We start from the raw sequence: 20,203 nt of genomic DNA, 5'->3' as shown, positions 1-20,203 counted from the left end.
CAAAACTCGAGGACGTCGTCGGCTTACTCCTCGAACGAGAAGGAGTCGTCGTCGGTCGTCTCCTCGGCCGGGTCAGCGTCCGTCTCGACCGCTTCCCCGCCGAACGAGAACGTGTCGTCACCAGAATTCTCGTCGGGACCGTCAGCGGTATCGGTCGGACTCGAGACGTTGCCGACGGTAGCCGGTTCGGTCACGGCCTCGAGGGAGTCGAGTTCGATCGCAGAGGCGCTCGCGTCGCCGTCGGTCTCGAACCGGTCGAGTGCCTCCGAGAGCGTCACCGCCTGCTGGGACAGATCGTCCGCCGAGTTGGACACCTCCGACAGCGCGGAGGTCTGCTCCTCGGCGGATGCAGCGACGTTCTCGGCTTCGGCGGTGGTCTCCTCGGAGATCGTCGCCACCTCGTCGACCATCGCGACGACTTCCTGGGTCGACGCTGCCTGCTCTTCGGTGGCCGCCGAAATCGACTGCACGCCGTCGTTCGTCTTCTGTGCGTACTCAGCGATCTCTTCGAGTGCCGATCCGGCGTTGGTGACGAGTTCGTTGACCTCCTCGATCTCCTCGCTCGTCCGATCGACTTCCTCGGCGGATCGTTCGGTCTGATCCTGAATCTGCTCGAGACGGTTGCTGATCTCGTCGGTGGCCGTTTTCACGTCCTGGGAGAGTTCCTTGACTTCGGCCGCGACGGCGGCGAACCCGCCGTCGTCGTCGCCGGCCGAGGATCTGGACGCCTCGATGTTGGCGTTGAGCGCGAGCATGTTCGTCTGCTCGGCGATCTCGGCGATCCGGTCGATCAGTTCGTCGACCGTCGCGACCTCGTCGCGGAGTTGTTCGAACTCCTCGACGACGGCGTCTCGATCCTGCTCGAGGTCCTCACAGGCTTCGATAGCGTCCTCGAGCGTTTGACGACCGTCGCGGCCGGTCTGGGCCGTTCGTTCGGCGACGTCGGCGACCTCGTTCGAGGAGGCGGCGATCTCTTCGGTCGTCGTCGAGAGGTTGTTCATCTCCGAGTCGACCGACCGCAACGACTCGTACTGCTTGTCCGCCCCGTCGGAGATCTCCTGGACCGACTCGCTGACCTGTTCGCTCGCAGACCGGACCTCCTCGCTCGAAGCGGTGACCTGTTCGCTGGCGGTCGCGACGTCGGTCGCGAACCGATTGAGGTGCTCGACCGTCGCTTCGATTTCGGTGAGCATCTGGTTGAAATCGACCGCGATCTCTTCCATCGTGTCGTTGTCCGACGCGTTCGGATCCATCCGAACGGTGAGGTCGCCGTCCGCAGCGTCCTCCATCACGCCGCAGTAGGTCGTCGCCGCCCGTTTGAGGTCTTCGTTTATCTCCTGGACGCGTTCGCGTTCGCGCTCGGCGTCGGCCCTCGCATCCTCGGCTTCGGTGATCTGCTGTTTCAGTTCGTCGCGCATCGAGGCGAAGCCGTCGTAGAGCCGACCGATATTGTCGATCCGCTTCGTCTCGAACTCGACGTCGAGGTCGCCGTCCTCCATCTTTCTGACCTTTCTCGTCAAGTGATCGATCGACGATGCCGTGTTGCGACCGATAACGGCACCGATGAGTCCGATCAGGACCACGCCACCGAGCGTCGCCATGTTCCCGTACTGATTGACCGAGTTGACGAATCCGTAGGCTTCGTCGGTCGACGTGTGCGACAACACGACCCACCCGGTTTCGGTTCCGTGGTAGGCGGCGACGTAGCCGTCCGGATCGAAGTCGTGGGGCGACGACTGAAGTGCACCGACCGGCGCCTCGTCGAGCGTCATCGACCCTGCGTGGGACGCGTTTTCGGACGCCAGCGCCTCGTCCAGAAGCGCGTGATCGTCGGCGTACGGTTGCAGGAATCCGCTGCTGGCGAAGCTGTCCTGTAGGCCGTCCCCGCCGCTTCCCGTGAGTCTGTCGTCGAGAACGATCTGTCCCTCGCGGTCGACGACGACCGTCGACCGCTCCCCCTCGACCGCAGCACCGAGGTCGGCCATCACGTGCTCGAGTTCGAACGACACGACGATCGCCGTTTCCGCCTGGCCGCCCGTGCTGATATAGTAGGAGACGACCGGCGTGTCGTCGACAGCGTACGGCTCCGTTCGCTCGACGTTCGACGCCGAAAGGTCCGAATCGATCCGGTCCGGCTCGGGGAACTCGACGTCCTCGAGCGTCGTCGCATCCTCCGTCGTCGTGGCCAGAACGTCGTGACTCTCCTGATCGACGTAGTGGATCGCGTCGACCTGACCAGAGAGTTCGAGTTGGAGATCGTAGAGATACGACTGAATCGCCTCCTCGTCACCCGATTCGACGACGGGAGTATCCGACGTACTGGCAGTGCGCCGTTCGTTCTCTCCGTGCCAGTTGTTTATCGTGTTCGCCTCCTGAGCGGCGAGAGATTGCTGATCGTCCAGCGCGTTCTGTTCGACGCTATCCGTGATCTGGGCGGTCGCAACGAATCCGATCAGACCGACCGAGAGACCCAGTATCAGCAAGGCGATTCCGAATTTGAGAGCGTAACTTCGTCGAATACTCGAGGGGACGACCCGACGAACGATATCGAACATACGAACTGAGTGAGTGTTAGCATTCAAAAAGTGTTGCCATTTGATATTTAATTTTGTCATCACTTTCGGGACCATATCGCCAACTGGTCGGTAACAGTAAGTTGCAGTGAATACCGGCTCGCGGTTTCCCGCTCGATGCATTCAAATCGAGCGGGGTCGAAAAGCCGGTGAGAGCGCCATGGAAAAAACACCCCAGGGAACGTCCGTCGGCGTCGACGATCCGTACGAGTTCGCGGGTGTCTGTGACTATCTCACCGGCGAGGGGCAGTGTCGCTACGCCTTCGACCACTACGAGCACGACCCCGAGTTCGCCCGCGAACGCGCCAGCGAGGAGTACGCCTGTCCCGTCGTCGATCCCGAAACCGACGACACCTGGGCCGACTGTCCGCACTTCCGGTCGCGAAACCGGGACCGGGACTGCGTCCGCTGTGGCCTCGAGGAAAAGCGCATGGCCCACGACGACGAGCGGCCGCTGCTCGAGGAACACCACCTCTCGTACGCTCGCGACGGCGAGGAACTGACCCACGAGATTACGATCTACCTCTGTCGGTGGTGTCACGCCAAGGTCCACAACTCGTGGGCGCGAATCACCGACGACGCCGCGCCGGAACCGGACGCGATCGCCGCACTCGAACAGCGCCGCGGTCGCGAGTACGACGAACTGGGATTCGAGTCGGCTGCGGAACGATACGGTGACGGAGGGGACGGCGACGAGTGACCGAAACCGGCTCCTGTCGGCTCGTTATCCCGTGTTTTTCATTCCGGCCGCGATTCCCTTGACCGTCAGTCGAAGCGTTCGCTCCTCGATGTCCGTTCGGTGAGTCCGATCGAGCAGGTAGACCTGCAGCAGGTTCAGCGGATCGACATAGGGGTTGCGCCGCGCCAGGTTCTCGCCGAGCCAGTCGCGAGTGTGCAGGGTCTCGCGCTGTCCAATGGTAGTGATCAACTCCGTCGCCCGCTGGTACTCCTCGGTCACTCGCGGGAAGAACCGACTGCGGAGGTCCTCGTCCGCCAACTCCGCGTACTGCTCGGCGATCTCGAGTTCGGTTCGAGAGAGCGAGAGCGCGGCGTTGTCGAGCGTGGTCCGGAAGAACGACCACTCCTCGTACATCTCCTGAAGGGTCTCCATCGAGCCACCGTCGTCTCGCGGCTCATCGCCCTCCAAGTAGGCGTCGAGACCCGTCGCGAGGGCGTACCAGCCCGGCAGAATACACCGGGACTGAGTCCAGGAGAACACCCACGGGATCGCCCGCAAGTCCTCGACGGTCCGCTCGCCGCTTCGCGAGGCGGGACGCGACCCCAGATCGAGATTCTCGATGACCGTGATCGGCGTCGCTTGCTCGAAGTATCGGACGAAGCCGTCGCTCTCGAGGAGATCGCGGTACTCCCGACGGGCGGCGTCGGCCATGGTCTCCATCGCCTCGACCCACTCGTCGCGCACCTCCTCTTCGGGCTGTTCTTCGGCGTACAGCCGCGCACGAAGCTGTGCGTTGACCATCTGTTCGATGTTTCGCTCGGCGATACGCGGGTTGGCGTACTTCTCGGCGATCGCCTCGCCCTGCTCGGTGAACTTGACCTGTCCCGTGACCGTGCTGTTCGGCAGCGCCAGCAGCGCCTCGTTCATCGGGCCGCCACCCCGGGAGATGGAGCCTCCGCGGCCGTGGAACAGTCGCATCGTCACGTCGTGATCGTCGCAGATCTCGCCCAGTCGGCGCTGGTTCTTGTACAGCGACCAGTTGGCCGCGAGGAAGCCGTTCTCCTTGTTCGAGTCGGAGTAGCCAAGCATGATTTCCTGGGTGCGTCCGCGAGCCTCGAGGGCCTGCGCGTAGGCCTCGTTCTCGAAGAGGCTCCCCATGATCCTCCGGGCCCCGGAGAGGGCGTACTCCGTCTCGAGCAGCGGAACGATGTCGAGTCCGCAGTGTTCGGGCAGGGAGACGACGCCGGCCTGATCGGCGAGGAACAGCACCTCGAGCACGTGGCTGGGTTCGTCGGTCATCGAGATGGCGTAGGTGTCGATGGCCTCGACGCCGTACTCGGTCTGCCAGTCCCCGAGGGTAGCGAACAGGTCGAGGACCTTCGCCGACGCTTCGGAGAGGTCGTCGGTCTCGGAGAGGTCGATGACGGGTTCGTCCTGCAGAATGGCTTCGGTCAGCAGGTCGGCGCGCTCCGCCTCGTCCATGCCGTGGTAGTCGATACCCTCGCTCTCGAGGGCTTCCGCGATGGCGTCGGTGTGGTTCTGCTGGTGTTCGCGCAGGTCCAGACTGGCGAGCGAGAAGCCGAACGTGGCGACCTGCCGCCGGATCGGATCCACGTGCGCCTCGGCGACGCTCTCCGCGCCGTTGTTCCGCAGGCTCTGTGTGATGATCTCGAGATCGTCGAGCAGGTCGTCGACCTCGTCGTAGCCGCCGGGGCGGACGTCACCGACGCGCTGGAGCCGTTCGCGCATCAGTTTGAGCTTCTGGCGGTAGGGCTCGTCGGGATACCGCTCTTCGGCGGTTCGGGCGCTGCCGGGCAGTCGCTCTCGATCGTCCTCGAGCGAGACCAGAAACTCGGAGCCGGGGTCGATCCGGCTCCCGTCCTGACTGAGGACGCCGGACAGCCGTTTGAGCTGCTCGCGGTACTTTTCGAGGATGACCGAGCGCTGCCGTTCCAGGGTGTTCGCCGTCACTTCGGGAGTCACGTAGGGGTTTCCGTCCCTGTCGCTACCCGCCCACGACCGGAACTCGAACAGCTTGGGAATCTCGAGGTTCCCCTCGACTTCCTCGTCGATCGCGTCCGCCAGTTCGTCGTATACTTCGCCGACGACGTCGAACAGCGTGTTCTCGAGGTACCACTGCACGTTTCGCGCCTCGTCCTCGGGTTCGGGCTGTCGGTTCCGGACCTGTGGCGTCTGCCAGAGGCTCGTCACTTCGGCGTCGATATCCCGCCAGACCTGCCCTTCTTCCTTCTCCGTCAGCAGCCGTTCGTCGAGCGTCTCGAGCTCCGTCGAGATCGTTCGCAGCTTCGATTTGACCGTCTTGCGTCGGGCTTCCGTCGGGTGTGCCGTAAACGTCGGCTCGATCAGGACGTCGTCGAGGACCTGTCTGACGGTGTCGACGTCGCTGTTACCCAGTTCTTCGGCCGCGGTCTCGAGGCTGTCCTCGAGGGTCCCCTCGTTTGACTCCGTTCGAATTGTTCTCACCCGCTCGCGCTCTTCGGCGAGGTTGATCAGTTCGAAGTAGGTCGTAAACCCGCGGGCGACGACTCGCTGGTGGTGTGGCGACAGTCCGCGGAGGTCCGAGATGAGCGCGTCGCGCGACTCGAGTTCGCCGGATCGGTAATCGATCGCGGCCTGCCGACACGATTCGACCGTTTCGAACGCTCGTCGAGAGGTCTGGTCCTCGAGGACGTCTCCGAGTAACGCACCGAGTTCTCGGACGTCTTGTCGGATCTCCCTGTTGTGAAGTCTCATACCCAAATCGTACGGCTTCTACCTCAAAAACCCCCGTGTAGGGTCGCTATCTCCCATTTCATCCTTTTCCGTGATAGTTACTGACGGTGATCGATTCGGGCGGGATCGACAAATTCCCGGTTCGAGAATCTGTCATATGATCACCCTTCGGCTCGGGCGTATGACCGGCGATCTGCTCCCGAATTTGAAACTCGATTTCGAGTTCCTTTCTCGAGAACGACAGCATCCGACGTCGGTACCATCATTCAATTATTTAGAATTATTATATTTGCTTTTCGAGCGGAACCGGTCGGAGCGAGCTGGCGCGCGCACCGACCGCAGGGGTCGTCTTCGGGTAGGGTTGCGCTTCGCTCTCGCGTTGAGTGCGTCCAGTACGTCACCCGCCGTGTTTTCGATACCAGACGCGAGCGCCGATCGGTGACTCATCCTCGCCGAGATTCAATCTGCGCGGAACTAACTCCTAGATAGCAGCCGTGACGGCGAGTTCGACCGTCTCTCCGCTGTCAGCCTGAACCTCGAAGATGCAGTGCCCGTCCCGCTCGCGGACGTGTTCGATCGTCCCCACAGACCACCGCTCGAGGTCGTGCATTGGTTCCCGTGCGCGGATTCGGTCGCGGGCCATATGCACACAGAGGCCGGTCGGACAGTTGCGGGTCGTGGCTCCGACGGTACCGAACTCGATCCGATTGGAATACCGTACGTGGCGGAGGCTGCACCGGTATCCGTCGTCGACGGTGAGGTTGCCACTTGCTACCTGTAACGCATCGGAGAGTCGTTGACCCGCTGTCAGCGAGACGGCTGGTCGCGAACCAGCGGCACGTTTTTAGGAGGCAGTCGTGTCGATGGCACTGTGGGACGCTATCAACCAGGACAGCACGACTCGTTTATTAGCTGTGATACGCCCCGATGCGGGGCAAGCAACGCCCCGGAGGGATCCGCAGAGTACGATACCGACTGTTGGCGGTGCGGGGAACCGCTCGGCGGGAAACCCGAACTCGGCGACACGGTCACCGTCGATATCGTCGACGAGAAGTCCGACGGGACGCTCGTCTGCAAAACTGAGAGCGGCTTCGTGCTCTTTCTCGAGGAAGAGATTGCGGCGATCGAAGCGACGGTCCGAGTGACTTCCATCGATGAAACGTACGGGGAAGCAGAACTCGTCGAAACGGGATCGTAGCTGGGGCTCTCCGGAACAGTCGGGAAAACGATGCTCCGTCAGGGATTCGAACCACGCGAAACGCTCGCTATCGCTCGCGTTTCTCTACTCCGAATCCCTTCTGTGCGCGCTTCGCTCACTCGTAAAACTCGTTCGCTGTAGTGCTCCGTCAGGGATTCGAACCCTAGTCATTGCCGTGAGAGGGCAATATGATTGGCCGGACTACACCAACGGAGCTTACTTCGGTCTCGCTCCGAGCCTCGACGGACGTCGTCCGTCTCACCACCGGAGCGGGTTACATCCCATTGTTGTGGGCTGTACAGTTTAAGGATTCCGTTTCGATTCGGCACTGTTCCGCCGTACCACAGATGCGAGCGGTGACAGGACCGTTACTCCTCGAACGGTGACTTCGTCGCCTCGGGTTCGAAGCCTTCGAGGCTGATAATGTTCTCGCGGCCGACGCGAAGCTTGCTGATGGTGCCCGCTTCCTCCATATCGGAGAGGAGCATGCTGACTTTGGACTTCGACCAGCCGGTCTCCTCGACGATGTTAACCTGCTTCATTCGGCCGCCGTTCTTGCGAATGAGCTTGATGACCCGGTCCTCGTCGGTGAGGAGTTCGTCGTCGGCCAGTGGGCTGGGTGCAGCGGCCGGATCCTCGTCACGGCTCTCACGAGTGGCCGACGGCGCCGTGTTCGAATCTGCCGTCTCGGTCGATGCAGCGTTCGTTTGAGTCGTCGCTCCGGCACCGACGCTCGTTCCGTCGTCGGTGCCGGTTCTCGATTCCCGTCGTCGATACCAGATGGCTCCACCACCGAGTCCCAACGCGACGAGCGCGCCGAGAGCGAGGTGCCACGCTGCGTCGTCGCCGTTCGTGAGCGCCGAGATAGCGGAGTCGGTCTCGTCACCCCCGTCGGCCACCCCGTTCTGGACGAAGACGGCGCGCGGATTCCCGTCCAGGAACTGCTGTTCGCCACTCCACTCTACCGAATTGGCATTCTCGAGCGTATTGTGTGAGGGCTGGGCCTCGTGTTCGGGTCCGATGCGATCGAAAGTGAGGCCATCGCCGGCCTCGATCACGATTGACTGATTCGGACCGATGTACATATTCTCGAAGACGTCGCCGACTTTGACGGTGCCGTCTTCGACCTCGGCGAACTCCGCCCAGGTAAACGACATTTCGACGACGCCCTGCGTCCCGAACTGATCTTCGACCGTCGCGGTCCGATTGAAGTTCCCCGCTTCCATCTCCCGGCCGGTCGTATCGGCCCCGCTGTCGGTCATCTGGTTGGCCTGCGTGACGAATCGCTCGTAGAGCCCGGTTTCTTCCTCCTCGAACTCCTCGGCGAACTCCTCGAAGGCCGCGCGCTCCTCGGATTCGTTCTCGGTGTCGAACCGCTGTACGTGCCGGAACGTCCACGTTGCACTGCCGTTTTCGTGAACGGTGATCTCGAACGTCGTCGTATCGAAGTCCTGCGATTCGCTGGCGATCGACTCGTCGGCCATCGCGTCGGTTGTACTCGAGTGCTGGGCGGTCCCCTGCTGCGCTGCTGCCGACTGGGACGGGGCGCTCTCGCCGACATCGGTGTCGGATATCGCCATCGGGACACCGACACCGGTGATACCGGCGAGCAAACCGATGACGACGAGAACGACGATGCCGACGGAGACCGACCGGTTCATTCGTCTACCACTACGTGGCGGAGCTAAAAATGCTTGTGAATACGGGAACCGCATTGATATCATCGAACTGTCATCGTGTGGCCGCCGAGGGACACGGCCTCGTCGCGTGTCGATACCCACAAACCAGTCGGTAGCGTATCCACGGCCATGATCGCCAATCTCGCGCAGGGCGTCCAGGTGTTTACGAGCAACGTCTACCTCGTCGACGGCGAGCGAACCGTCCTCGTCGATCCGGGCGCGAACTTCGACGTCGTCAGCGCCATTCGCGAGCGAGTCGACGACATCGACGCCGTCGTGCTAACGCACACCCACCGGGACCACGTCGGCAACCTCGAGGCCGTGAAAGACGCCTTCGACGTCGATGCGTGGGGTTACGATACCTCGATCGACGGCGTCGACCACGCGATCGAGGACGAGGAGACGGTCCGACTCGGCGACCACGAGTACGTCGCCCTCCATACACCGGGACACAAGAACGACCACCTCTGTTTCTACTCGGACGACGCGGACGTTCTCTTCGCGGGCGACCTCGTCTTCCAGAACGGGAGTTTCGGACGAACCGATCTCGAGGAGGGCGACCGCGAACTGTTGATCGAGAGCATCGATCGACTCCGCGAGCGGATCGACGAGGATCTCGAGGAGATGCACACGGGACACGGCCCGAGCGTGACGAACGAGCCGTACGATCACGTGGAGCTATCGGCGCGAATGGCCCGGCAGGCCTGACCGCTCACTCGACGTTGTGTCGTGGGACGACATCGTGGAAGTCGGTTTGGGCCGCGTCGTCCGGTTCCGCGCCGTCCCGGTACGCCAGTCCGCACTGCCCCGGTACGCCGGTCCGCGTCGGCCCAGCGCACGGAGTCGTCTCCGTTAGGCCGACTCCAGTACGTGCGCGTTTTCCGGCGCGAATCCGACACGTACCTCGGTGTCGGGAACCTCCTCGAGCTGTAACACGATCGGAACGCCGTTCCACCGCCCGTACGCGTGGACGGTTTCTCCGCGGAACTCGCTGGTCTCGATGGTGATAGAGAACCGGTTGTCCTCGACGGTGGTGGACAACGCGGCCGCCCGGACGCAAAAGCTCACTCGCCCCGTCCCGTCCGGAACTGCCGGGATTTCGACCGTCGCCCCGCCGATGTCGACCGTGCACAGATCGCCGTCTCGAGCGACGACGGACCCCTCGAAGACGTTGTTGTCGCCGACGAACTCGGCGACGAAGCGCGTTTCCGGCTCACGATAGATCGCCTGGGGCGAGGCGACCTGCTCGATCCGGCCGTCGTTCATCACCGCGAGGCGGTCCGAAATCGCCAGCGCTTCCTCCTGATCGTGCGTGACGTAGACGGTCGTAATACCGAGTCGTGACTGGATCCGCGTGAGTTGGCGGCGCAGCGACTCCCGGAGTCGGGCGTCGAGTGCGCTCATCGGCTCGTCGAGCAAGAGGAGGTCGGGTGCCGGCGCGAGTGCGCGGGCGAGGGCGACCCGCTGCTGTTGCCCTCCCGATAGCTGGTCGGGGTCCCGGTCGCTCATCCCCTCGAGATCGACCAGTTCGAGCAACTCCTCGGTACGCTCGTCGACGCTGACCCCGTTCGGCGGGTCCCGGAATCGGAGCCCGTAGCCGACGTTTTCGGCGACGCTCATGTGCGGAAAGAGTCCGTAGCTCTGGAAGACGACGCCGACGTCGCGCTCCTCGGGCGGGACGCCCGTCATCGACTCGCCGTCGAAGCGGACCGCGCCGTCGGTCGGCTCCTCGAAGCCCGCGATCGTTCGGAGCGTGGTCGTCTTCCCGCAGCCCGAGGGACCGACGAGGGTGAAGAACTCGCCGTCCCTGACGGTCAGATCGACGTTCTGCAGTGCGGACGTCGCAGTCTCGTCCGTTCCCGTCTCGTAGCGTTTCGAGACGCCCTCGAGTCGGAGTTTCGTCACAGTTCGTACCTCCCGCCGACGCGGTCGATGACGACGAAACTCGCCGCCGTCACGAGCAACAGCAGCGTCCCCATGGCGATCGCGGGTCCGGATCGACGGCCCAGATAGCGTTCGACGGCAACGGGCATGGTGTAGCTCTCGCTGCCGCTGGCCAAAATCACCGTCGAAGAGAACTCGCCGATCGAGATGGCGAAGGCGAAGGCCGCGCCGGCGACGATGCCGTTCGCGACCAGCGGGAGTTCGACGTCGAGCAGCGCCCGGAACCGCGAGGCTCCGAGCGCGCGAGCGGATTCGACCATCGCCGGATCGAGGTTCGTCAGCAGCGGCGAGACGTTTCGGGTCACGAACGGATAGGCCGCGACCGCGTGGGCGACGACGATCGCGACGGCGCCCGTGACCTGAAAGCGCCAGCCGCCCGGCAGCGGGATCCCGAACACCAGCCCCTGCAGGAGACCGATTCCGAAGACGATGCCACTGACGGCGAGCGGAAGCATCGCGAGGGTATCGACGACCGTTCCACTGCGGCCGTTGCGGGCCGTCAACACGGAGATGACGACCCCCATCGGAACCGCGATCAGGAGCGTTGCAACCCCGAACAGCAGCGAGTTCCGGATCGCGGGCAACGGCAGGGTCTGGAAACTCGCGCCCTCGAGCTGGCGCTCGAGCAGGAACGCGTAGTTCCGGAGCGTGAAGCCGGCACCGTCGGTAACACTCCCGACGACGAGACTCACCATCGGGCCGACGAAGAGCACCAGCGCGACGAGCCCGTAGCCGAAGATCGCGAGTCGTCGCGGCGAAACGGCCGTCCGCAGGTCGGGCAGGAGTCGCTCCTTCGGCGGCGGTGAGGGTGCCTGTGAGAATCCCGACTGCGCGGACTCGTACCGGAGGTACGCGTAGGTCAGTCCCAGCGAGAGGATCGTCTCGAGGACCGCGAGCGTGGCGGCTTCGGCGTAGTCGAGTCGCTGGATGCGGTCGTAGATCCAGACCTCGGCGGTCGCCAGTTGGAGGCCGCCGAGGGCGAGCACGATCGGGAAGGTCATGAACGTGAAAATGAAGGTCAGCAGCGCGCCGGTGAGGACGGCCGGCGCGAGCTGTGGAACGATGACGTCCCGAAAGGCCCGACGCTCGCTCGCGCCGAGGCTGCGAGCCGTTTCGACGGTCCGCGCGTCGACGGACTCCCAGGCGGCGACGGTGAGCCGGGCGACCAGCGGGGCGTTGTAGAACGCGTGGGCGAGGATGACGATCGCGAGCGGACTCGTCTCGACGAACGCGAACGGGCCGAGACCGACCGTTCCGAGGAGACCGTTGAGCGTTCCCGCCCGGCCGAACATCGCGTAGAAGCCGACCGCGACCAGAATCCCCGGCATGACGAACGGGAGGATCGTCAGCGACCGGAGCGTCTGTCGGCCGTAGAACTCGTAGTTCGCGAGGATGTACGCAGCAGGCAGCCCGATTGCGACGCTCGCGACCGTCGAGAGCGCGGCCTGGTAGGCCGTAAAGCCGAACAGTCCCTTCCGGACGCCGGGCGCGTCGACGGCGAGCCACGGCACGGGGAGGTCGACGCCGGGGATCGGATACTCGAGCGTCAGCGACAGCGAGATCGCCGCGATCCAACTCGCGACCGATGCGAGGTGGGTGCCGATCGCGAGCGGCTCCGCGAAGACGTCCGCGAGAACCCCGAAGTAAAACGGATCAGTCAGAACGTCGACGAAGTGGCCGAGCGTCGGCACGCCGTCCTCGAGGACGGCCTCGACGAAGACGACGCCGACGGGGAGGTACAGCATGACGGCGAGGATCGCCGCCGTCGCGAACGCGGTCAGTCCGATAGCGTGGCGCTCGAGCCAGTAGCGGACGCGACTCTCAGCGAAGCGACCTGTAGCGGACACGGCCGTCGGTTACTGGCTGGCGAACTCGCGCGCCCAGTCGTCGACCCACTCATCGAGGTTCCCGCGGAGGTCGTCGTAGCCGACCGTCACCGCCTCCGGCGGGACGTGTGCGTACTGGTCGAACTCGTCGCCCAAGTCGACGTGTTCGTCCTCGACCGCGGGGAACTGGACGTTTCGCTCGGCGATCTCGGCCTGGGCGTCGTTCGAGAGCGCGAAGTCGAGGAATTCGTAGGCGAGATCGACGCTCGTCGCACCCTCGAAGATCGCCATTCCCTCCGGATTCGCGTACCCCTGATCGTTCAGGAAGGCGATCTGGTGACGTGCGAAGTCGTAGCCGAACTCGTCGGCGAACACCTGGTCGGTCGAGTAGGAGACGACCATAGGTCGCTCCTCGTTCATGTACGCGCCGTTGTAGGACTCGGACCAGTCTTCGAGGACGCGGACGCCGTTTTCACGGAGGTCCCGCCAGTAGTCGAGATAGCCGTCCTCGCCGAAGGCGTCGATCGTCCAGAGCAAGAACGCTTGCCCAGGATCGGAGCTCTGGGCGTTCTGGGCGAGCAAGGCGTCTTCGTACACCGCCTCGGTCAGATCGTCGAACGTCGTGGGTTCGTCGACCTCGTTCTCGTCGTAGACGAGGCTGATGTAGCCCGTGTCGTAGGGAAGGACGCGGTCGTGTGGGTCGCCCATGTCGAGACCGTCGCGAACGCGGCTCGATCGGTCGATTCGATCCCGGTTGAGTTCGCGGAAGAGCCCGCCCTCCTCGAGGTTGTCGTCGACGCTCACGAGATCGTCGACGTTCAGCCCGAAGTAGACGTCGGCGTCGATGTCGTCCTGTTCCCCGCGCTGGATATAGTGGTTGATTCCCTGATCCGGAAGCTGGGTCCACTCGAGTTCGGCGTCGGGGTACTCCTCCTCGAACGCCTCCTTGAGCCACGGTCCTGCGGGGTTGTCGCCGTCGAGCATCGACTCGTAGGTGACGACCTCGAGCGTCCCCGATAAATCCAACTCCTCGGGTTCGGGATCACCGTTCGAATCGCTCGATCCGTCGCCGTCCTGCGTCAGACAGCCGGCCAGTCCGAGCGCCGCCCCACCACCGATCGCACCGACGAACGTTCGTCGTTTCATTACACGGTTGTTCCACTGGGTGGTCTTAATCCCTCTGATACTGAGATTGGCGTCTCTGGAACCGGAATCGAGTGATTCCGACAGTTCGAGGGTACGGAAATACAGGGGCGATGAGTGAGGATTTTTCCGATAGCGGCGCTCAGACGGCGAAAGCGGTGTTCGGCAGTGTCATCGGTTCTCAGACCCGCTGGGCCGCCTCGAGCATCGCGTCGTAGGCCTCCTCGTACGCCCGCGCGATCCGCGCCGAATCGTCCCGCGCGTCGCCGCCGAGCGCCGGCAGCCGAATCCGCTCGAGGGGCTCGAGGTAGTCGAGCACGTTCGGGACGCGTTTCTCGAGCGCGCCGTCTTTCGGGCTCGAACTGGCGATCTCGCAGGCGCGACAGTACCGATCGCTGGCGTAGATCCGCGCGCGGGCGGGTTCGACGGCCGCGACGGCGCTGATCGCCGCGTGGTCGAGGGACTGGAGCGGCTGGGCGATGTCGCCGTAGGATTCGACGACGGCGACGTCGGTCGATTCGATCTCGGCCGCCAGTCGCTCGAACGCCGGCACGTAGCGGTTCTCGGCGACCTCGTTGAACTCGGCGACGGTCTCGACGGGAATCGCGTCCTCGAGCGGGAGCGGGTCGGCGACCGCCTCCGGGATGTCCGCGGTCGCGTTACGGACGAACGTCGGCGTCTCACCGTCGGTACCCGGGCGACCCACGCGGTCGACGAGGAACTCGCGATCCGACTTCCCCAGGAGCCCGGTTCCGCTGCCCGGCGTGGGTCGCCACAGGCGGTGGACCGGGTTGAGCCGTTCGGGCTCGCGGCCGCGCGCTTCGGCCCGTGCGAGCCGTTCGGCGTCCTTGCCGTAGAGTCGGCCCTCGGCGAGCGCCGTTCGACAGTCGTCGTGGTCGAACCAGTAATCGTTACCCGCACGCGGTTTGTAGCCGACGGCTCCGGTTCGCTCGAGGAGGCCGGCCGAGAACGTGGTCTTGCCGGCGTCGACGCGATCGGCACCGACCACGAGGAGGATCATTCGTTCTCGTCGCCGACGTCGCTCTCGTCGCCGTCCGCCGTCCCCTTCAGTCCGTAATGGGCGGGTTCGTTGTCGGTCCGCGGTTCGGCGACGACGAGGTCGTCGGCGTTGTTCATGATCCAGGGAATCGTCCAGTCGAGCAGGACGTCCTCGGTTCCTTCGTCGATCTCCGCGTCGGGGTCGAGCCCCTGCAGGAGACGAGCGATCTCGTAGACGGTGTACATCTGGTCGTCCTCGAGCAGCTCCGCGGGCGTGTAGAAGTCACACGGCGGCAGACTGTCGAACTCGGACTTGGAAACGGGCATCTACTGGATGCTATCGGTCTCGTACGCCTAAATCGTTCGTTCCCGGTCCGTCGGCTGGGTCACGGGGGCGCATCGCTTCGAGCACATCACCCCGGCGATGGCACTCAGTCGCGACGCGATCCCGCTCGGATCGACGCCCCTCTCCGGCCCTCGGTTCGTCGCGACGCCGTCGACGGCGTCGCGATTTCGATACCGGTGGACGACCGTTAGACGTCTGCGTTGGCCCGATGACGGACCGTCTGATTTACTCGAGTCGCTCGAGCGACCCCCACGTCGTAACTGGAGGCGCTCGCCCGTCGAGACTACGCCTCGAGCGCCGCCGCGAGCAGTTCGATCGGATGCGGCGGCCGGTCGTACCCCTCGAAGTCGCCGATCTGCGTGCGACAGGAGGTTCCCGGTGCGACGACCGTGGACTCGCCTCCGTCCGCCGTCGCCGTCTCGGCCGCGCTCGCCTCGAGTTGCTCCCGAAGCAGGTCACCGATCGCCCGCGAGAGGTCGTAGTGTTCGGCCTCGTAGCCGAAACTGCCGGCCATGCCACAGCAGCCCGAATCGACGGGGTCGACGGCGTAGCCCGCGCGCCTGAGCAGGCCGACCGCGTGGTGGTCCGCGCCGCGAGCCTTCTGGTGGCAGTGGCCGTGATAGGTCACTCGCCCGTGAGCGTCCTCGTAGTCGACCGAGAGCCGTTCGTCCAGTCGGTTCGCGTCGAGATACTCGCAGACGCCGTAGGCGTTCGAGACGAGTCGCTCGAGTCGGTCCTCCTCGACGCGATCCGGGAGCAGCGACCGATACTCGTCGACCACCATCGCCGCGTCCGAGGGTTCGACGAAGAGGATCGACCAGTCCCGCTCGAGATAGGGCTCGAGGTCCTCGAGCAGCGCTTCGCCGTGCTCGGCCGCGTCGTCGAGCATCCCCGTCGAGTAGGCCGCTCTGCCGGTCGGCCCGAGATCGGGGACCGCGACACGGATATTGGCGGCCTCGAGGACCCGAACGGCGGCCTTACCGGGATCGGGGTTCGAGTAGTTCGTGTCCGTGTCCGGGAAGAGGACGACGCCCGCGGTGGCCGTCTCGGGATCGACGGTCGACTCCCGGTCGGCGAACCAGTCGACCAGCGTCTCCCGCTGGAACGACGGCAGCGTCCGCTCGGGAGCGATTCCGAGGGTCTTCTCGAGGACCGTCCGCGCGCCCGGCAGGTTCGTGGCCCGGTTGGCGACCGGAGCCGCGGTGCTCCCGGCCGCGGCGAACCGGTCGACGTTCGAAAAGAGGCGCTCGCGGAGACTCGTGCCCTCGCGTTCGTGGTACTGGTGTTTCACCTCGGCTTTGAGTTTCGCGAGGTCGACGCCGGTGGGACAGTCGCTCTGACAGCCCTTGCACCCGATGCAGAGGTCGAGCACCTCCTCCTGGAACCGGTCGCTGTAGCGTTCCTCGGGGTCGATTTCGCCGCTGATCGCCGCTCGAAGCAGGTTGGCCCGTCCGCGAGTCGTCGTAATTTCCTCCTCGGTCGCCCGGTACGTCGGACACATCACGTCGCCGTCGGTCTGGCGACAGGTGCCACAGCCGTTACAGAGTTCGACGAGGTGGGAAAAGCCGCCGTCGTCCTCGAAGTCGAGCGCGGTCTGGGGCTCGAGCGAGGCGTAGTCGGGGCCGTAGCGGAGGTGTTCCCGGATATCCGTGGGATCGTCCTCGCGGTAGACGACCTTTCCCGGGTTCATCCGCCAGTCGGGATCGAAGGCGGATTTGACGTCCTTGAACGCCTGCCAGAGCGTGGGGCCGTACAGTTTGGGGTTGAACTCCGTTCGCGCGAGACCGTCACCGTGCTCGCCCGAGAACGCGCCGTTGTGCTCGAGCGCGAGGTCGGTGACGTCCTCGGCGATCGATCGCATCGTCTCGACGCCGTCGTCGTCCTTGAGGTTCAGCACGGGTCGGATGTGGAGGGTTCCGACACCGGCGTGGGCGAAGTAGGCCGCCGTCGTATCGTGGTCCGCGAGGATTTCCTCGAAGCTCGCGACATACTCGGCGAGCTCTTCGGGCGGGACGGAGGCGTCCTCGACGAACGGGTACGGCTTCGGATCGCCGTCCATACTCATCAGGAGCGGAATCGACGCCTTGCGGAGCTTCCAGAGTCGGTCCTGGGTCTCGGGCTCGAGCGCTTCGATCGAGTCGAACGCAGCGCCGTCGTCGACGAGTCGCTCCGTCGCGTTCGTCAGCGCCGCCGACAGGTCGTCGACCACCTCCGAATCGAACTCGACCATCAGGACCGCCGCGGTTCCGTCGGGAATCGGCTCCGCGTACTCGGCGTACTCCGGCGACTCCGCCGCCAGTCGGAACACCTCGTCGTCCATCAACTCGACCGCGCTGGCCTCGAGTTCGAGCGCCTCGGGCACCGCGGCCAGCGCGTCGAGCAAGTCGTCGTAACAGCAGACCGCGAGTGCGGTCTTCTCCGGACGGGTCACGAGCGAGAGTTCTGCCTCGACGACGACGCCCAAAGTTCCCTCCGCGCCGACGACGAGCTTCGAGAGGTTGAGAACATCCTCCCCAGCTTCGTTCTCCCGCAGCACCTTCTGCAGATTGTAGCCGCTCACGCAGCGTTTGAGGGTCGGATACCGCGCCTCGATCTCGTCGGCGTTGTCCTCGATGATTGCCCGGACGGTTCGGTAGATCTCGGCCTCGAGGTCGTCCTTCGAAACGATATCTTCCCACTCCGGGCTGTCGAGGACGACGTCCCGCGTGTGAATCAGCGATCCGTCCGCCAGGACCACGTCGCAGGCCTCGACGTAGGCGTCCGTGATCCCGTAGCGGACCGAGTGGGCGCCCGTCGAGTTGTTGCCGATGCCGCCGCCGATCGTCGCTCGGTTCGACGACGCCGGATCGGGCGCAAAGCGGAGGCCGTGTGGCTCGAGCGCGTCGTCGAGGTCGTCCTGAACGACGCCGGGCAGGACGGTGGCCCGCCGTTCGTCCGGGTCGATCTCGCAAATCTCGTTCATGTGCCGGGACAGGTCGAGGATGATACAGCCCGGGCCGACCGCCTGCCCGGCGAGCGAGGAGCCGGCACCGCGAGGGAGGACGGGCGCGCCGTAGTCGGCCGCGACGCGGATCGCCGACCGGACGTCGTCCCCGTCTCGCGGGAAGATCACGCCCGCCGGCTGGGCGCCGTAGATGCTCCCGTCGGTCGCGTACAGCACCCGCGTGTACTCGTCGAAGCGAACGTCACCGTCGACCGCGACGTCGAGAGCGGCCGCGAGGTCGCTGTCCGCGGCGTCTGCGTCGCCGTCTCCCTCGTTTCCGTTCGTGCTCGAGGTGCGCTCGAGCGGTCGGCCCTCGATTCCGACTCGTTCCGTAGCCATACGGCCACTCGACCACCGAGAACCAAAACAGTGCGTGTCAGCCTCACACGATGTTGCCGGTCGCGAGCGATCGGTGGCACCGCTCTCCGGGATGCGGTCGAAAAAACGTCGGGATCGCCGAGTCGTCGCGTCTCCAGTCAGCTCCGTTACTCGAAGTGGTCGAGGCACTTCTGGTACTCGTCTGCGGCCGAGTCCCAGTTGACGACGTCGAAGAAGGCGTCGATGAAGTCGCCGCGGTCCGGGCCGTAGTCGTAGTAGTACGAGTGCTCCCAGACGTCCAGCGCGAGGACGGGGTGGGAGCCCCAGAGTGCGCCCTGGTCGTGCTTGTCGACCGCGACGTTACGCAGCTGCTTGGCGACCGGGTCGTAGACCAGCAGTGCCCAGCCACCGGCGGCGCCGGCGGCCTTCTGGAATTCGCCCTTCCAGCCCTCGTAGGAGCCGAAGTCCTCCTCGATACGGTCGGCGAGGTCGCCCTCCGGCTCGCCGCCGCCGTTCGGCGACATGTTCTCCCAGAACAGCGTGTGGAGGTAGTGTCCGCAGCCGTTGTGGGTGACGTCCTTGAGGGCACCGGGCGTCGAGCCGTAGTCGCCCGACTCGCGGTTCTCCTCGAGGGTCTCCTCGGCGGAGTTGAGGCCGTTGACGTAGCCCTGGTGGTGGGTGTCGTGATGCCAGGTCAGCACCTGTTCGGAAAGCGATGGTTCCAGTGCGTCGTAATCGTACGGTAGTGGTGGAAGTTCGTGGTCAGTCATTGGAATTCACCTGTAGTTTTGTATCTGCATCTCGCCTGTTAAGTTTTGAGGAGAGAAACGGTATCACACCGCACAGCCGATCCGCCTCCCCTCACGTGGTTCGCCTCGCGTGATACGCTGCCGCCAGTGATCTCACCACGAGTCACGGGTTAAACCTTTCATACGATCTGTTGTAAGTCATTTCCGGAGCAACCGCGAGCCGGCCTGCGGTTGCTCCGGTAAATCGTTACAGCAGACCGTATCAGCCATCCCACGTCTGCCGAGACTCGCGGCCGTGACGCTGCGTTACGAGAGCTCCTTGTGTTTCGCGTGCTCGAGCCACTCTTCGAGCGACGGCTGATTCCAGTATCGAACGGTCTCGCTGCGCTGGTCGTGGTCGAGTACGCCCGCATCCTCGAGTTTCGGCAGGTGGGTGTGTTGCAGTTCCGTCCGCACCTGCAGTCGACGCTGATCGCAGTCCGTGTCGGAGTCGGCCGCGTCGCTCGTATCGGTCTCACTCGCCGTCGCCGACGCCTCGTTCGCTATTGCAGACTCCTCGCTCGAGTCGGTCCCCTGAAGGGCGACGATCGCGTTCGCGAGCTCGTCGAGCGTCGCGACGCCGTCCGGCTGGTCGTGCATGTAGTAAAGCGCGTACCGACGACGGCGGTTCGAGAGGAGGTCGAAGATCAGATCGAGCGATGGCGTCACCTCGGCCGTGATCTTCGCCGGCTCTCGCTCAGTTTCACGCATCCACGAACCACCTACCGTGTGTTACCATTCGAAACCACCAACCGTCCCTTCTGCAGCCGTCACATTAGATGTTACGTCTACCTAGAAAAACACATGTGCATTCTCCGTAATATAATCGCGGGTGTAATTACGGAGTGGTTGGCGTATATTAATGGAGATCGCGGCAGCTATAGTAACAACTGAAACGATTTACACACTGATCGCACAGCCGTCGTGCGATCAGGTGTGCATTGACTTTCAGTGGCTACTATAGTTTCGGCGACTCACCGAGTTCGTCGCCGTC

At 64.3% G+C, this 20,203-nt stretch carries 14 protein-coding genes, 1 tRNA gene and 1 pseudogene; 3 read left to right on the top strand and 13 right to left on the bottom strand.

The window, feature by feature from the left end; all coding sequences use genetic code 11:
- Positions 1 to 23: 23 nt before the first annotated feature.
- Positions 24 to 2,555: a methyl-accepting chemotaxis protein gene (locus ACSFC7_RS19160; protein WP_436344408.1), complete on the bottom strand. Its 2,532-nt coding sequence runs from the start codon at positions 2,553 to 2,555 to the stop codon at positions 24 to 26.
- 178 nt (positions 2,556 to 2,733) lie between these two features.
- Between ACSFC7_RS19160 and ACSFC7_RS19155 the strand changes: the two genes are divergently transcribed.
- Positions 2,734 to 3,273, top strand: coding sequence for a DUF7097 family protein (locus ACSFC7_RS19155; protein WP_436344407.1), 540 nt, complete (start codon positions 2,734 to 2,736; stop codon positions 3,271 to 3,273).
- A gap of 24 nt (positions 3,274 to 3,297) precedes the next feature.
- Here the strand turns inward: ACSFC7_RS19155 and ppc are convergent, their stop codons facing one another.
- A complete protein-coding gene (ppc, locus tag ACSFC7_RS19150; protein WP_436344406.1) occupies positions 3,298 to 6,006 on the bottom strand; it encodes a phosphoenolpyruvate carboxylase in 2,709 nt (902 codons plus the stop codon).
- A gap of 376 nt (positions 6,007 to 6,382) precedes the next feature.
- Positions 6,383 to 6,628: pseudogene (locus ACSFC7_RS19145) on the bottom strand (DUF7861 family protein).
- Positions 6,629 to 6,856: 228 nt separating this feature from the next.
- Here ACSFC7_RS19145 and ACSFC7_RS19140 point away from each other — a divergent pair.
- The gene (locus ACSFC7_RS19140) at positions 6,857 to 7,183 is read left to right on the top strand and encodes a TRAM domain-containing protein (protein ID WP_436344405.1); all 327 of its coding nucleotides are present in this window, start codon (positions 6,857 to 6,859) and stop codon (positions 7,181 to 7,183) included.
- A 141-nt stretch (positions 7,184 to 7,324) separates the two neighbouring features.
- Here the strand turns inward: ACSFC7_RS19140 and ACSFC7_RS19135 are convergent.
- A tRNA-Glu gene (locus tag ACSFC7_RS19135) sits at positions 7,325 to 7,399 on the bottom strand.
- Positions 7,400 to 7,551: 152 nt separating this feature from the next.
- Entirely contained in the window at positions 7,552 to 8,844 is a 1,293-nt protein-coding gene (locus ACSFC7_RS19130; protein ID WP_436344404.1) for a helix-turn-helix transcriptional regulator, read from the bottom strand.
- Between the two features lie 147 nt (positions 8,845 to 8,991).
- Between ACSFC7_RS19130 and ACSFC7_RS19125 the strand changes: the two genes are divergently transcribed.
- On the top strand, positions 8,992 to 9,570 hold the full coding sequence (locus ACSFC7_RS19125) for an MBL fold metallo-hydrolase (protein WP_436344403.1): 579 nt from the start codon (positions 8,992 to 8,994) through the stop codon (positions 9,568 to 9,570).
- A 144-nt stretch (positions 9,571 to 9,714) separates the two neighbouring features.
- Here the strand turns inward: ACSFC7_RS19125 and ACSFC7_RS19120 are convergent, their stop codons facing one another.
- The 8 genes from ACSFC7_RS19120 to ACSFC7_RS19085 all read right to left on the bottom strand — a co-directional run bounded on the left by ACSFC7_RS19120 (position 9,715) and on the right by ACSFC7_RS19085 (position 19,920).
- On the bottom strand, positions 9,715 to 10,767 hold the full coding sequence (locus tag ACSFC7_RS19120) for an ABC transporter ATP-binding protein (protein ID WP_436344402.1): 1,053 nt from the start codon (positions 10,765 to 10,767) through the stop codon (positions 9,715 to 9,717).
- Positions 10,764 to 12,653 (bottom strand): ABC transporter permease, encoded by a 1,890-nt coding sequence (locus ACSFC7_RS19115; protein WP_436344401.1) that lies wholly within the window; start codon positions 12,651 to 12,653, stop codon positions 10,764 to 10,766. The genes ACSFC7_RS19120 and ACSFC7_RS19115 overlap by 4 nt, the downstream gene beginning before the upstream one ends.
- Before the next feature lie 9 nt (positions 12,654 to 12,662).
- Positions 12,663 to 13,778 (bottom strand): thiamine ABC transporter substrate-binding protein, encoded by a 1,116-nt coding sequence (locus ACSFC7_RS19110; protein WP_436344400.1) that lies wholly within the window; start codon positions 13,776 to 13,778, stop codon positions 12,663 to 12,665.
- A gap of 178 nt (positions 13,779 to 13,956) precedes the next feature.
- Positions 13,957 to 14,796 (bottom strand): ATPase, encoded by an 840-nt coding sequence (locus tag ACSFC7_RS19105; RefSeq protein ID WP_436344399.1) that lies wholly within the window; start codon positions 14,794 to 14,796, stop codon positions 13,957 to 13,959.
- Positions 14,793 to 15,101, bottom strand: a complete 309-nt coding sequence (locus ACSFC7_RS19100; protein ID WP_436344398.1) for a DUF5827 family protein — start codon at positions 15,099 to 15,101, stop codon at positions 14,793 to 14,795. The genes ACSFC7_RS19105 and ACSFC7_RS19100 overlap by 4 nt, the downstream gene beginning before the upstream one ends.
- A 302-nt stretch (positions 15,102 to 15,403) precedes the next feature.
- Entirely contained in the window at positions 15,404 to 18,442 is a 3,039-nt protein-coding gene (locus ACSFC7_RS19095; RefSeq protein ID WP_436344397.1) for an FAD-binding and (Fe-S)-binding domain-containing protein, read from the bottom strand.
- A gap of 146 nt (positions 18,443 to 18,588) precedes the next feature.
- On the bottom strand, positions 18,589 to 19,191 hold the full coding sequence (gene sod, locus ACSFC7_RS19090) for a superoxide dismutase (protein WP_436344396.1): 603 nt from the start codon (positions 19,189 to 19,191) through the stop codon (positions 18,589 to 18,591).
- 285 nt (positions 19,192 to 19,476) lie between these two features.
- Positions 19,477 to 19,920 carry a DUF7344 domain-containing protein gene (locus tag ACSFC7_RS19085; RefSeq protein ID WP_436344395.1) on the bottom strand — a complete coding sequence of 148 codons (444 nt, stop codon included), beginning with the start codon at positions 19,918 to 19,920 and terminating at the stop codon, positions 19,477 to 19,479.
- Positions 19,921 to 20,203 lie beyond the last annotated feature (283 nt).

The organism is Natronorubrum halobium, assembly GCF_051351675.1.
In the GTDB taxonomy this organism is placed as follows: Archaea; Halobacteriota; Halobacteria; order Halobacteriales; family Natrialbaceae; genus Natronorubrum.
This window is presented reverse-complemented; position numbering and strand designations above follow the sequence as displayed.

Excerpts from the sequence above, each read along its gene's own strand:
- ACSFC7_RS19100 (WP_436344398.1), bottom strand. The coding sequence starts at position 15,101 with ATGCCCGTTTCCAAGTCCGAGTTCGACAGTCTGCCGCCGTGTGACTTC.
- ACSFC7_RS19110 (WP_436344400.1), bottom strand. The coding sequence starts at position 13,778 with ATGAAACGACGAACGTTCGTCGGTGCGATCGGTGGTGGGGCGGCGCTC.
- ACSFC7_RS19105 (WP_436344399.1), bottom strand. The coding sequence starts at position 14,796 with ATGATCCTCCTCGTGGTCGGTGCCGATCGCGTCGACGCCGGCAAGACC.
- ACSFC7_RS19085 (WP_436344395.1), bottom strand. The coding sequence starts at position 19,920 with ATGCGTGAAACTGAGCGAGAGCCGGCGAAGATCACGGCCGAGGTGACG.
- sod (WP_436344396.1), bottom strand. The coding sequence starts at position 19,191 with ATGACTGACCACGAACTTCCACCACTACCGTACGATTACGACGCACTG.
- ACSFC7_RS19130 (WP_436344404.1), bottom strand. The coding sequence starts at position 8,844 with ATGAACCGGTCGGTCTCCGTCGGCATCGTCGTTCTCGTCGTCATCGGT.
- ACSFC7_RS19160 (WP_436344408.1), bottom strand. The coding sequence starts at position 2,555 with ATGTTCGATATCGTTCGTCGGGTCGTCCCCTCGAGTATTCGACGAAGT.
- ACSFC7_RS19155 (WP_436344407.1), top strand. The coding sequence starts at position 2,734 with ATGGAAAAAACACCCCAGGGAACGTCCGTCGGCGTCGACGATCCGTAC.
- ACSFC7_RS19095 (WP_436344397.1), bottom strand. The coding sequence starts at position 18,442 with ATGGCTACGGAACGAGTCGGAATCGAGGGCCGACCGCTCGAGCGCACC.
- ACSFC7_RS19125 (WP_436344403.1), top strand. The coding sequence starts at position 8,992 with ATGATCGCCAATCTCGCGCAGGGCGTCCAGGTGTTTACGAGCAACGTC.
- ppc (WP_436344406.1), bottom strand. The coding sequence starts at position 6,006 with ATGAGACTTCACAACAGGGAGATCCGACAAGACGTCCGAGAACTCGGT.